Annotated in this window: 11 protein-coding genes; 4 read left to right on the forward strand and 7 right to left on the reverse strand. The window is 71.1% G+C overall.

Annotation, left to right across the window (positions count from 1 at the left end):
• Nucleotides 1–41 precede the first annotated feature (41 nt).
• Together ACFY1H_RS08925 and ACFY1H_RS08930 are read left to right on the forward strand one after the other, a co-directional pair.
• Nucleotides 42–1031: a malate dehydrogenase gene (locus tag ACFY1H_RS08925; protein WP_386945594.1), complete on the forward strand. Its 990-nt coding sequence runs from the start codon at nt 42–44 to the stop codon at nt 1029–1031.
• A 1-nt stretch (nt 1032) separates the two neighbouring features.
• On the forward strand, nt 1033–1626 hold the full coding sequence (locus tag ACFY1H_RS08930) for an AAA family ATPase (protein WP_386945596.1): 594 nt from the start codon (nt 1033–1035) through the stop codon (nt 1624–1626).
• A gap of 119 nt (nt 1627–1745) precedes the next feature.
• On the opposite strand, the gene ACFY1H_RS08935 is transcribed toward ACFY1H_RS08930, so the two are convergent.
• From ACFY1H_RS08935 to ACFY1H_RS08945, 3 genes are all read right to left on the reverse strand, one after another.
• Nucleotides 1746–2780 (reverse strand): RNA polymerase subunit sigma-70, encoded by a 1035-nt coding sequence (locus ACFY1H_RS08935; protein WP_386945956.1) that lies wholly within the window; start codon nt 2778–2780, stop codon nt 1746–1748.
• Between the two features lie 112 nt (nt 2781–2892).
• A complete protein-coding gene (locus tag ACFY1H_RS08940) occupies nt 2893–3885 on the reverse strand; it encodes a zinc-binding dehydrogenase (protein ID WP_386945598.1) in 993 nt (330 codons plus the stop codon).
• A gap of 130 nt (nt 3886–4015) precedes the next feature.
• Nucleotides 4016–4897, reverse strand: a complete 882-nt coding sequence (locus ACFY1H_RS08945; RefSeq protein WP_366590118.1) for an alpha/beta hydrolase — start codon at nt 4895–4897, stop codon at nt 4016–4018.
• An 81-nt stretch (nt 4898–4978) separates the two neighbouring features.
• Here ACFY1H_RS08945 and ACFY1H_RS08950 point away from each other — a divergent pair, with 81 nt between their 5' ends.
• On the forward strand, nt 4979–5503 hold the full coding sequence (locus tag ACFY1H_RS08950; protein WP_386945600.1) for a helix-turn-helix domain-containing protein: 525 nt from the start codon (nt 4979–4981) through the stop codon (nt 5501–5503).
• Between the two features lie 99 nt (nt 5504–5602).
• On the opposite strand, the gene ACFY1H_RS08955 is transcribed toward ACFY1H_RS08950, so the two are convergent.
• Both ACFY1H_RS08955 and ACFY1H_RS08960 read right to left on the reverse strand, forming a co-directional pair.
• Nucleotides 5603–7654, reverse strand: a complete 2052-nt coding sequence (locus tag ACFY1H_RS08955; protein ID WP_386945957.1) for a M3 family metallopeptidase — start codon at nt 7652–7654, stop codon at nt 5603–5605.
• Nucleotides 7655–7763: 109 nt separating this feature from the next.
• Nucleotides 7764–8471, reverse strand: coding sequence for a histidine phosphatase family protein (locus ACFY1H_RS08960; protein ID WP_366590114.1), 708 nt, complete (start codon nt 8469–8471; stop codon nt 7764–7766).
• A gap of 286 nt (nt 8472–8757) precedes the next feature.
• On the opposite strand from ACFY1H_RS08960, the gene ACFY1H_RS08965 reads away from it, so the two are divergent.
• A complete protein-coding gene (locus ACFY1H_RS08965) occupies nt 8758–9975 on the forward strand; it encodes a glycosyltransferase family 4 protein (protein ID WP_386945602.1) in 1218 nt (405 codons plus the stop codon).
• Nucleotides 9976–10112: 137 nt separating this feature from the next.
• Here the strand turns inward: ACFY1H_RS08965 and ACFY1H_RS08970 are convergent, their stop codons facing one another.
• The gene (locus ACFY1H_RS08970; RefSeq protein ID WP_366582098.1) at nt 10113–10955 is read right to left on the reverse strand and encodes an undecaprenyl-diphosphate phosphatase; all 843 of its coding nucleotides are present in this window, start codon (nt 10953–10955) and stop codon (nt 10113–10115) included.
• Nucleotides 10955–11998 carry an LLM class F420-dependent oxidoreductase gene (locus ACFY1H_RS08975; RefSeq protein WP_366582097.1) on the reverse strand — a complete coding sequence of 348 codons (1044 nt, stop codon included), beginning with the start codon at nt 11996–11998 and terminating at the stop codon, nt 10955–10957. The genes ACFY1H_RS08970 and ACFY1H_RS08975 overlap by 1 nt, the downstream gene beginning before the upstream one ends.
• Nucleotides 11999–12039: the final 41 nt, after the last annotated feature.

The following is a 12039-nucleotide window of genomic DNA, read 5'->3' on the forward strand; positions in this document are numbered from 1 at the left end:
CGCGGTACTAGCCAAAGTCGTCTCAAGCTGGAGAACCCGCTATGACCCAAGCCCCTGTCAACGTCACCGTCACCGGTGCGGCCGGCCAGATCGGCTACGCGCTGCTCTTCCGCATCGCGTCCGGTCAGCTCCTCGGCCCGGACACCCCGGTGAAGCTGCGGCTCCTCGAGATCCCGCAGGCGGTCAAGGCGGCTGAGGGCACCGCGATGGAGCTCGACGACGGCGCCTTCCCGCTCCTGTCCGGGATCGACATCTTCGACGACCCCAAGCAGGCGTTCTCCGGCACCAACATCGCCCTGCTCGTCGGCGCCCGCCCCCGCACCAAGGGCATGGAGCGCGGCGACCTGCTCGAGGCCAACGGCGGCATCTTCAAGCCCCAGGGCGAAGCCATCAACGCCGGCGCGGCCGACGACATCCGCGTCCTCGTGGTGGGCAACCCGGCCAACACCAACGCCCTCATCGCCAAGTCCCACGCACCCGACGTCCCGGCCGACCGCTTCACCGCGATGACCCGCCTCGACCACAACCGCGCCCTCGCGCAGCTGTCGAAGAAGCTCGACGCCCCGGTCTCGGACATCAAGCGCCTGGCCATCTGGGGCAACCACTCGGCCACGCAGTACCCGATGATCACCCACGGCACCGTCGGCGGCAAGAACCTCGCCGAGGCCGTCAACGACCAGAAGTGGGTCGAAGAGACCTTCATCCCCACCGTCGCCAAGCGCGGCGCCGCCATCATCGAGGCCCGCGGCCTCTCCTCCGCCGCCTCCGCCGCGTCGGCCGCCATCGACCACGTCTACACCTGGGTCAACGGCACCGACGAAGGCGACTGGACCTCCGCCGCGGTCATCTCCGACGGCTCCTACGGCGTGCCCGAGGGCCTCATCTCGTCCTTCCCGGTCACCGCCAAGGACGGCAAGTACGAGATCGTCCAGGGCCTCGAGATCGACGACTTCTCCCGCGCCCGCATCGACGCCACCGTCGGCGAGCTCGCCGAGGAGCGCGACGCCGTGCAGAAGCTCGGCCTCATCTGAGTTGAGCACTGCTTCTTCTGAGGGCCGCCCCGGATCCGTCCGGGGCGGCCCTCGCCTCATTCACCTCAACGGTCCGTCGGGCATCGGGAAGTCCACCGTCGCGCGCCTCTACGCCGACCGCCACCCCGGCGTGCTCGACCTCGACACCGACCACGTCGTCTCCCTCATCGGCGGCTGGCGCGACGACTTCTTCGCCACCCTGCCCGTGGCCCGCCGGCTGGCCGTCGCCATGGCGGAAACCCATCTGCGGTCCGGGTTCTCCGTCGTGATGCCCCAGCTGGCGACGCACCTGAAAGAGGTCGCCGGGTTCGAGGCCGCCGCCCGCGCCGCAGGAGTGCCGTACGTCGAGATCGCGCTGACGGCGGCGAAGCCCCACGCGTTCGACCGCTATTCCTCCCGCTCCAGCGACACCGGGCCGGCCCGCGACATCGACGAGATCATCACCCGCGCCGGTGGGCTCGAGCTGGTCGACCGCGTCCACGACCATCTCGCCGCGTACCTGCGGCAACGTCCGAAGTGCACGGTGGTCGACACGGAAACCCTTGGTGTGGAACAGACCTACGATGCCGTGGTCGAGATCCTCTCCGGTCTTTAGCGTATTTTTGATGGTGCGGCGAAGCGCTCGAGCTGAGGATGATTTTCGCCATCCGGCCCGCCGTATAGGTCGTTATACACTTCTGAATTGACTGCCTACAGGGAGCTGGGCACGGTCGGTCAGGATCCGTCCGTGAGTGATTCGGGAAAGCCGAACAGGGTGACCAGGGCTTCGTCGTGGAACGCCACGACTCGGGCGACCCCGGTGGCGGTCGGAGCCAGGACCACGATGCCGATCCCCCGGAATACGCCGGCTTCGTCTCGGCGGTACTCGACGGCGGCAGGCTGGCCGTTCGCTGTGGTGCGGAGCATTCGCCAGTCCCCCGGCGCGCCCAGCACGTCCGCGGCGAGCATGCGGATGCAGTTGACCAGCCCGGCCTGCCACTCGCGGAACGGGGTCGCCTCCAGCGTCGCGTCCGTGCGCAGGACCTGTTGCAGGAGACCGGCATCCGAGCGTTCGAAGGCCGTGATGTAACCGTCGAGCAGGGCCCGCGCCCGCGGGTCGGCCGGTTCGAGCAACCGCTCCGGCCGTGGTTCGAGCTCACCGAGCCGCGCGCGGGCCCGCTGCAGTCCGCTCTTCACGGCAGCGGTGGTGGTCCCGAGCAGCTGCGCGGTTTCGGCCGCGGAGAACGCCAGCACGTCACGCAGGATGAGGATCGCGCGCTGGCGGGCGGGCAGGTGCTGAAGGCTCGCGATGAGCGCCAGGCGCACTGACTCGCGCGCGACGACCGACGTGGCCGGATCGTCGTCGGCCAGGGCTGTCCTCCGGTCCGGCCACGGCTCCAGCCACGAGACCTCACCCGGCGCACCAGGGTCGGCCGGCCGTTCGGATCGGTTCTGGGGACCGCCCAGGCCCGAGGGCAGCATCCGGATCTTGCGCTGCTGCACCGCGGTCAGGCAGACGTTGGTGGCGATCTTGTAGAGCCAGGACCGGATCGGCGCACGGCCCTCGAACCCGGCGTAAGACCGCCAGGCGCGCAGGTACGTTTCCTGCACCAGGTCCTCGGCGTCGTGCGCCGAGCCGGCCATCCGGTAGCAGTGCGCCAGCAGCTCCCGGCGGAACGGCTCGGTTTCGGCGGCGAACCGGTCCGCCGGTTCCCGCGCCTGGGCCGTCACGCGGCGAGCCCGGGTCGCGGCGCGCGGTTGACCGTGGATCGCCTGGTGACCATGCCTGCTCCTCGTCCGGACCGATCCCGCGGATCGGGACCGTCGCCCACTATGACCCCGGACGCGGCCCGAAGGAATCGAACCGCAGGTCAGCCCGGAGTCAGGGGCGCAGGGCGAGCTTGCCGACGGTCGCCCTCGACTCCAGTGCGGCGAGGGCGTGCGGGCCGTCGGCCAGGTCGTGGACGACCGGTCGTTCGGGCGGAAGGACACCGGCGGCGACAAGCACCGACAGCTCGCCCATGACCTCTCCGAAGATCCGGGGAGCCGCCTGGCTCAGTACCCCGAGATTGAGCCCGACGACGTGGACCTGGTGGCGGTAGACGAGGTCCCAGTTGGTGATCGCGGCCTGGCCGCCGGCCAAGCCGTAGACGACAACCCGGCCGGTGACCGGTTTGGCCGAGGCCAGGGCGGCCGCGAAGCCGGCACCGCCGGCCGACTCCAGCACCAGATCAGCACCGGCGCCATCGGTCAGCCGCCGGACTTCGGCGGCGAGATCGGCGTCCCGGGAGTCCAGGACGTGATCGGCACCGAGTGCCCGCACGATCTCGTGCTTGGCCGGGGACGCGGTCGCGATGACCGTCGCGCCGTAGTGCTTGGCCATCCGCACCGCGGCCTGGCCGGTCGCGCCCGCCGCGGCGCGGACCACCACCGTCTCCCCCGAGGTCAGCCTGCCCAGCGGCTTGAGCGCGGCGAGGGCGGCCGGACGGTTCACGACCAGGCCGAGCACCTGCTCAGCCGACCAGCCGGCCGGCACCGGCAGCGCCGCGGCCGCCGGCAGCAGCGCATACTCGGCGAACGCACCGGAGCCGACACCGACGACCGGATTCCCCGGCTCGAGGCCGGTGACGTCCGGGCCCAGCGCGACCACTTCGCCCGAGGCTTCGAAACCCGCCAGGTACGGCGGCTGCGGGCCGCCTCGGAACAGCCCGCGGGCTTGCGAGAGGTCGGCAAAATTGACCCCGGCGGCCCGGACCCTGATCAGCACTTCACCCCGCCCGGGCGCCGGTACCGGCGCGTCGGTGATCAGTCGCAGGTCTTGCGGTCCCTCGAGCGACGTCTGCTCCAGGGCGCGCATGGTGGCGGGAATGCTCACGGCGATCAGCTCTCTTCCGGCTTGCCGAACCCGGCGAGCTCGGGGCGAGCCGCACCGTCGAAGAGGGAGACCTCGCGCCGAGCCGAAAGGAATCGGCGGTCGTCCGGGTGCCATCCCGCGCCAGTCGTCCTCAGAAGACTGAGCGGATCGCCTCCACGACCGCGTCCTCGTGGTCGAGGTGCATCGTCTGGTGGGCCGCGCCGTCGAGGACGCGGTGCTCACCTCGCGGAACCGAAGCGGCGATCGACGCGTGCAGTGCCTTGATCCCCGCGAGCATCTCCCTCATCAGCTCCGGCGACGCGAACTGCGCCCAGTACGGGTTGGCGCCCAGTGCGCTCAGCACGACGAGAGGGACGTCCGGCAGCCCTCCCCCGGCGCGAACCTGGTCGTACACCGTGGTTTCGAAGTTCTGCGTCTCCAGGACCGCCGTAAGCCACTCCGTGAGGTGCTTGTCCACCAACTCTTTGCGGACGTCGTCAGGCCAGGCGGCGTAGAGCGCCAGCAGGGCGTCGCGGGAGGCGGCCAGCTGCTCGGTCGTCGGTTCAGGCAGGGTGGTGGGGTCGGGTTTGAGGCTCTCGTTCAGCTCCGCGGCCTCCGCCGGCAGGAACTCCAGGATGTCCTCGTGGCCCGGATCGAGGAACACCAAGCCGGCGACCTCCTCGGGGAAGCGCTGCGCGTAGCGGCGGGCGTACAGCGCCCCGAGCGAATGCCCGGCCAGCACGTACGGTCCCGACACGTCCGCGGCCGCCAGCAAGGCCCGCAGCTCGTCCGTCACCTCGTCCGGCGTGCGCGGCAGCCCGGCTGTGGCGCTCCAGCCCGTGCCGGCCCGGTCGTACACCACGCTCGTGGTGAACTCCGCGACGCGCTGCTGCACGTTCAGGAAGTCGTACGCCATCAAGCCCGCGCCGGGCAAGAACACCACCGCGGGGCCGCCCGCACCGGAGCGGTGCAGCAGCAGCCGGCGCCCGGCGATCTCGTAGTGCTCGCCCAGTGGTGCCCCATCGACCTTCATCGCCGAACCTCCCGTCACGGACCCCCAGCGGCCCACCGTTCTCAACATTGAGAACGGTAGCAGATGTGCGAACATAACGGCGTGGACGATCTCGAACTCCTGGTGCACCCGGTGCGGCTGCGCGTGGTGCACGCCCTCTCCGGCGGGCGCCCCCTCACCACCACCGAGCTGGCCGAGCGCATCCACGACGTGTCGAAGGCGACCCTGTACCGCCACGTCGGCCTGCTCGCCGAAGCCGGAATCCTCGAAGTGGCCGAGGAACAACGCGTCCGCGGCGCCGTCGAGCGCAGCTACCGGCTGCGCCGTGACCGCGCGGTGGTCGACGCGGACACGGCAGCCTCGGCGACGCTCGACGACCACCGCAAGGTGTTCGCGACCGCGATGACGACGTTGATCGCCGAGTTCACCGCGTACCTGGGCCGCGCCGGCGCGGATCCGGCCGAGGACCTGGTGGGCTACCGCCAGCACTCCGTCTGGCTGAGCCACGAGGAGCTCGCCGACCTGATCACCGATCTCCGTGAAGTCCTCCTCCCCCGGCTGCACAACGAGCCCGCCGCCGGCCGGCGTCAGCACCTCATCAGCCCGATCTTGTTCCCTTTGGAGTGACCACGGCTGGAACGATGCCCGGCTGTATAGGTCGTTATACAGTCCACAAGAGACAAAAGTGGGGCCGACCGTTCCCGATCGGCCCCACCCCGAAAACGATCAGGCTCCCGCGAGACCCCGGCGCTCCAGCAGCGGCTGGATCTCCGGCTGACGGCCGCGGAAGTTCGCGAACGCCTCCATCGGGTCCACGCTCCCCCCGCGGCCCAGCAGGGTCGAGCGGAAGTGGTCGCCGTTCTCGCGCTTCAGCCCGCCGTTCTCGCGGAACCACTGCACGGTGTCGGCGTCGAGGACCTCGCTCCAGATGTAGGAGTAGTAGCCCGCGCTGTAGCCGCCGCCGAAGACGTGGTTGAAGTACGTGGTGCGGTAGCGCGGCGGGACGCTTTCCAGGGCCACGCCGGTCTTCTCCAGCGCGTCGGCCTCGAAGCGCTGGACGTCGTCGACGCGGTCGTCCACGCCGAGGCGGTGCCAGGCGAGGTCGAGCAGCGACGCGGCCAGGTACTCCGTCGTCTTGAAGCCCTCGCCGTACTGCTGCGCGGCTTCCAGCTTGGCGACCTGCTCGGCGGGCAGCGGCTCCCCCGTCACGTGGTGCTTGGCGTAGTGGGCCAGCACCTCCGGCCACAGCATCCACATCTCGTTGACCTGCGACGGGTACTCCACGAAGTCACGCGGCACGTTCGGGCCGGAGAACGTCGGGTAGACGACGCCCGAGAGCAGCCCGTGCAGGGCGTGGCCGAACTCGTGGAACACGGTGGTGACCTCGTCGAGCGTCAGCAGGGTCGGCTCCCCCGCCGGCGGCTTCGCGACGTTGAGCACGTTGACCACCACGGACTTCCGCCCCAGCAGGTCCGACTGGCTCACGAAGTTGTTCATCCACGCGCCGCCGCGCTTGGAGTCACGCGTGTAGTAGTCCACGAGGAACAGGCCCATGCCGCTGCCGTCGGCGTCGAAGACCTCGAAGGTCCGCACCTCCGGGTGGTACTTGGGCAGGTCGTCGCGTTCGGTGAAGGTCAGGCCGTACAGGCGGTTAGCGGCGAAGAACACGCCGTCGGTGAGCACGCGGTTGAGCTCGAAGTACGGGCGCAGCGCCGCGGTGTCCACCTCGTAGCGCTCGCGGCGCACCTTCTCGGCGTAGAACGCCCAGTCCCACGGCTTCAGCGTCGCGCCGGGAACGTCGGCCTCGAGGTGCTGCTGCAGCTCGGCGGCCTCCGCGCGGGCGTTGGCCACGGCGACCGGCGCCAGCCGCTCCAGCAGGCCCGAGGCCGCGTCGGCGGTCTTGGCCGTCTCGTCGGAGATCACGTACGACGCGTGGTCGGGGTAGCCCAGCAGCGCCGCGCGCTCGGCCCGCAGGCGGACGACCTCGGCGGCGACGGAGTTGTTGTCGTACTCGTTGCCGCGGTTGCCCCGCGAGACCGACGCGGTGAAGACGCGCTCGCGCACGGCGCGGTTCTCCAGCGACTCCAGGGCCGCCTGCGCGGTCGGCAGCGTGAGGTTCAGGACGTACTTGCCCGCTTCGCCGCGAGCCGCGGCCGCCTCGGCGGCGGTGGCGATCGCGCCCTCGTCGAGCCCGGCCAGGTCGGCGACGTCGTCGAGGACCACGGCGAGCTCGTTGGTGTCGCGCAGCAGGTTCTGCTGGAACTTCGTCTGCAGGGTCGAGAGCTGCTCGTTGAGCTTGCGCAGCTTCTCCTGCTCGGCCGCGGGCAGGCCGGCGCCCGCGCGGCTGAAGTCGGTGTGGCGGCGCTCCAGCAGGCGCAGCGACTCGGCGTCGAGGCCGAGGCTCTCGCGGCGCTCGTACAGCGCGCTGATCCGCGCGAACAGCTGCGGGTCCAGGTGGATCGCGTCGGAGTGCGCGGCCAGCTTCGGCGCCAGCTCCGCCTGGATCTCCTGGATCTCGTCGGTCGAGTCGGAACCGGAGACGTTGAAGAACGTGCCGGACGCCCGCTCCAGCAGCTCCCCCGCCCGCTCCAGCGCGGCGATGGTGTTCTCGAACGTGGGCTCCGCCGGGTTCTCGGCGATGTCCCGGATCTCCGCGGCGTGGGCGATCAGGCCCTCTTCGAACGCGGGCCGGTAGTGCTCGACCTTGATCTTGTCGAACGGCGGCAGGGCGTAGGGCAGCTCACTCGGGGTGGCGAACGGGTTGTCCGGCGAAATCATCGGGTTGTGCTCCTGGTTCTTCACGTGCTTTCCCGCGCTGATCCCGCCCACCCTACGGGTTTCGCGGCCCTGGTCGAGCCGCTTTCCGCCGAGGGCGTGTCCGCCCGGCTCAGCGCCCGGTGCTGCCCCCGACCACCGCGTCGCTGTCGCCCGCCTTCTTGCCGCGGGACTTCTTCTTCGGCGGCGGGGGCACGATGCCCTTGAGGTCGCCGCCGTTCTCGTTCACGCGCAGCACGAACGGCCGGGTCTCGGTGTAGCGGACCACCGACACCGACGCCGGGTCCACCACGATGCGCTGGAACGCGTCGAGGTGCTGGCCCAGTGCGTCGGCCAGCACCGCCTTGATCACATCGCCGTGGCTGCACGCGATCCACACCGCGTGGTCACCGTGCTCGGCGGTGATGCGGGCGTCGTGGGCGCGGATCGCGGCCACCGCGCGCGCCTGCATCGCGGCCAGGCCCTCACCGCCGGGGAACACCGCCGCCGACGGGTGCGACTGGACCACCCGCCACAGCGGCTCCTTGACCAGCGTCTTCAGCTCACGACCGGTCCAGTCGCCGTAGTCCACTTCGGACAGGCGCGGCTCCACGGTTTTGTCCAGACCCAGCGCCGTCGCCAGCGGCGTCACCGTCTGCTTGCACCGCAGCATCGGCGACACCACCAGCTCGGCGACCGGCACGCCGGCCAGCCGCTCGACCAGCTTCTCGGCCTGCGTGCGGCCGGTGTCGTCGAGACCGACCTTCGGCGTGCGCCCCGCCAGGACGCCGGACCCGTTCGCGGTGGACTTCCCGTGCCGCAGCAAGATGACCGTACTCACGAAAGCAACAGTAACTGTGTCTTCGGCCTCGGCTCCGCCGAGGCGTGCGAGATCGCTGAGTCTTTGGCCCCGGCTCCGCCGGGGCGTGCGAGATCGCCTTTGAGCCGGCTTCCGGATGGAGCGGTCGGATCGGCCGGGGGCCGATCGCACCGCCCCATCCGGAAGCCGGCGCGATCTCGCGGTGGGGGCGACTTCGGATGGTTCAGCGCGTTGTCTGGTGGGAACCTCGTGTTCGGGTGTTGTTCCCGGGGATGTGCGGTCGGTGTCATGGGTTTGGATCAGCCGAATGACGTCCACGCAGAGCGCGGGATCTTCGTTGCGGGTCCTCGTCGTGACCGAGTCGTACCCGCCGCAGGTCAACGGGGTCGCGCACACCGCGTCGCGGGCCGCGGAGCACCTCGTGCGGCGTGGTCATTCGCCGCTGGTCGTGGCGCCGACCGCGCCGGCCGGGCTGCGGACGGGCACCGACGCGGAGAGCGGGGACTCCCCGGTGGTCCGGGCGCCCGCGCTGTCGTGGCCGGGTTACCCGGACGTGCGCATGGCGCTGCCGACCGGCGTGGTGGGCCGCGCGATCGCCGCGCACCGGCCTGATGTCGTGCACCTGTCGAGCCCGCTGCTGCTCGGCGCGCACGCCGTGCGGGCGGCCCTGAAGCGGCGGGTGCCGATCGTCGCGGTGTACGAGACCGACGTCGCCGCTTACTGCCGGTCCTACGCGCCCCGGGTGCCGGGCGGCTCGCGGTACGTGTGGCGCCGGCTGCGCGGGATCCACCGGCCGGCCGATCGCACGATCGTCTCCTCCAGCGCGTCGAAGCTGGCGCTGGAGGAGCAGGGCATCCCGCGCATCCACCTGCTCCCCCACGGCGTCGACGCCGTGCGCTTCGACCCGCGGCACCGGGATCCGGACCTGCGCCGCCGGCTCGCGCCGAACGGTGAGGTCCTCGTCGGGTACGTCGGCCGCCTCGCGCCGGACAAGCACGTCGAGCTGCTGCGCGGCGTCTGCGGCCTGCCGGGGGTGCGGGTGGTCGTCGTCGGCGACGGCCCTAACGGTCCCCGACTGAGGACGGCGCTGCCCGACGCGACGTTCCTGGGCATGCGCGTCGGCGACGAGCTCCCGCGCATCTACGCGTCACTCGACGTCTTCGCGCACACCGGGCCGTTCGAGACCTTCGGCCTGACCGTCCAGGAGGCGATGGCCAGCGGCCTCCCGGTGGTCGCGCCCGCGGCCGGCGGCCCGCTCGACCTCGTCGAGCACGGGCGGACGGGCTTCCTCGTACCGCCGCTCGACGAAACCGCCCTGCGCGACGCCGTGCGCTGCCTCGTCGAGTCGCCTGCGCAACGCGCCACCTTCGGCGCGGCCGCGCGGTCCTTCGCCCTCCGCCACACCTGGGAAGCCGCCGGCGACAGCCTGATCGCCCACTACCGCCAGGTCCTCGACGAACGCGCCCAGCTCGCGCCGCGCACGCATCCCCCCGAAAACCACGTCACCCTGGCCACGGCGGACTGACGCCACCACAGCGCGAGATCGCGCCGGCTTCTGGATCGGGCGGTGCGATCGGCCCCGGCCGATCCGACCGCCCGATCCAGAAGCCGGCTCAACGGCGATCTCGCACGCGGCGGCGGAGCCAACGCCAAAAACACAGCTCAGCTTCCGACCGGTCCTGCGTTCGGGTCGAGCACGCCGCCGATGATCAGTCCGAACAGCAGCAGGCCGAGCACGATCCGGTAGATCACGAACGGCACGAAGCTCTTGCGCTTGATGTAGGACATCAGCCACGCGATCACCACGTACCCGACGCCGAAGGCCACCAGCGTCGCCAGGATCGTGGGGCCCCACTGGGCGGTCTCGCCGTTCTTGCCGATGTCGGTGAGCTTGTACAGGCCCGAGCCGAACACGGCCGGCAGGGCCAGCAGGAACGAGTACTCCGCCGCGTCGGCGCGGGTGTAGCCCATGAGCAGGCCGGCGCTGGTGGTGCCGCCGGAGCGCGAGACGCCCGGGATCAGGGCCAGGGCCTGGGCGAAGCCGAAGCCGAGGCCGTGCGGCACGGTGAGGTGGTCGAGGGTGCGCCGCTGTGAGCCGACGCGGTCGGCGATGAGCAGGATCACGCCGAAGACGATCAGTGTCGACGCGGTGATGCGCAGGTCGCGGAAGGCCTCGTCGATCTGGTCCTGCAGCAGCAGGCCGAGCACGACGATGGGGATCGAGCCGACGATGATCAGCCAGCCCAGCCGCGCGTCGGGGTCGCGGCGCCAGCTGCGGCGGTAGAGCGAGAAGAACCAAGCCTGCAGGATGCGGCCGATCTTCTTCCCGAAGTACAGGATCACCGCGAGCTCGGTGCCGATCTGCGTCACGGCGGTGAACGCCGCGCCCGGGTCGTCCCAGCCGACGAGCGCGGCCACGATCCGCAGGTGCGCGCTGGAGGAGATGGGCAGGAACTCCGTGAGTCCCTGCACCAGCCCCAGCACCAGTGCTTCGAACCACCCCATCAGGCCACTCCCGCCAGTTCGATCGCTTCCACGGCGGTCCGCAGGGCCGCCTCGAATCCCGCGGACTCCCCGTACGGAGTCACGGACAACGTCGTCACGCCCGCCTTCGCGAACTCCGCCATGCGCTCGGCGATCCGCTCCCGCGGACCGAGCAGCGACGTCGCGTCGAGGAATTCCAGCGGCACGGCCGCCTGAGCCCCCGCGTAGTCGCGCGCGAGGTATTTCTCCTGCACCTCGGCTGCCTCCGCCTCGAACCCCATCCGCACGGCGAGGCGGTTGTAGAAGTTCTGCTTCCGGCTGCCCATCCCGCCCACGTACAGCGCGGCGTGGGCGCGGACGGCGTCGGCGCACTCGCGCCAGTCGTCGCCGACCACGAGCGGCACGGACGGGGCGATGTCGAACCCGTCGAGCGACCGCCCGGCGGCCTCGGCGCCGGCGCGGATGTGCGCGAGCTGCTCGCCCGCGTGCCCGGGCGAGAAGAACACCGGCAGCCAGCCGTCGGCGATCTCGCCCGTCAGCTCGAGGTTCTTCGGCCCGATCGCGGCGAGGTACACCGGCACCTGCTTGCGTTCGGGCCGGAAGGTCAGGCCCAGCGCGAGCCCGGGCCCGTCGGGCAGCGGCAGCTCGAAGTGCTCGCCGCTGAACCGCACGCGGCGGCGCGACTGCACGGCCCGCACGATCTCCACGTACTCGCGGGTGCGGCCCACCGGGTCGGCGAACCGCACGCCGTGCCAGCCCTCCGACACCTGCGGGCCCGAGACACCCAGGCCGAGCCGGAAGCGGCCGCCCGAGAGCGTGTCGAGCGTGGCGGCGGTCATGCTGGTCATCGCCGGCGTCCGCGCCGGGATCTGCAGCACGGCGCTGCCGACGTCGATCCGCTCGGTCCGCGCGGCGATCCAGGTGAGCATCGTCACGGCGTCGGAGCCGTACGCCTCGGCCGCCCACACCACCGAATACCCGAGTTCGTCCGCTCTCCCGGCCAGCGCCAGGTTCGCGGAGTTGTCCCCGGTGCCCCAGTAACCGAGGTTGAGTCCCATTCGCACGGCCGGAAACGTACCGAGGGCACGACTCGCGCCGTGCCCTG

The organism is Amycolatopsis sp. NPDC001319 (assembly GCF_042896185.1).
Lineage (GTDB): Bacteria > Actinomycetota > Actinomycetes > Mycobacteriales > Pseudonocardiaceae > Amycolatopsis.

Excerpts from the sequence above, each read along its gene's own strand:
- ACFY1H_RS08925 (WP_386945594.1), top strand. The coding sequence starts at position 42 with ATGACCCAAGCCCCTGTCAACGTCACCGTCACCGGTGCGGCCGGCCAG.
- ACFY1H_RS08945 (WP_366590118.1), bottom strand. The coding sequence starts at position 4,897 with ATGAAGGTCGATGGGGCACCACTGGGCGAGCACTACGAGATCGCCGGG.
- ACFY1H_RS08955 (WP_386945957.1), bottom strand. The coding sequence starts at position 7,654 with ATGATTTCGCCGGACAACCCGTTCGCCACCCCGAGTGAGCTGCCCTAC.
- ACFY1H_RS08965 (WP_386945602.1), top strand. The coding sequence starts at position 8,758 with ATGACGTCCACGCAGAGCGCGGGATCTTCGTTGCGGGTCCTCGTCGTG.
- ACFY1H_RS08970 (WP_366582098.1), bottom strand. The coding sequence starts at position 10,955 with ATGGGGTGGTTCGAAGCACTGGTGCTGGGGCTGGTGCAGGGACTCACG.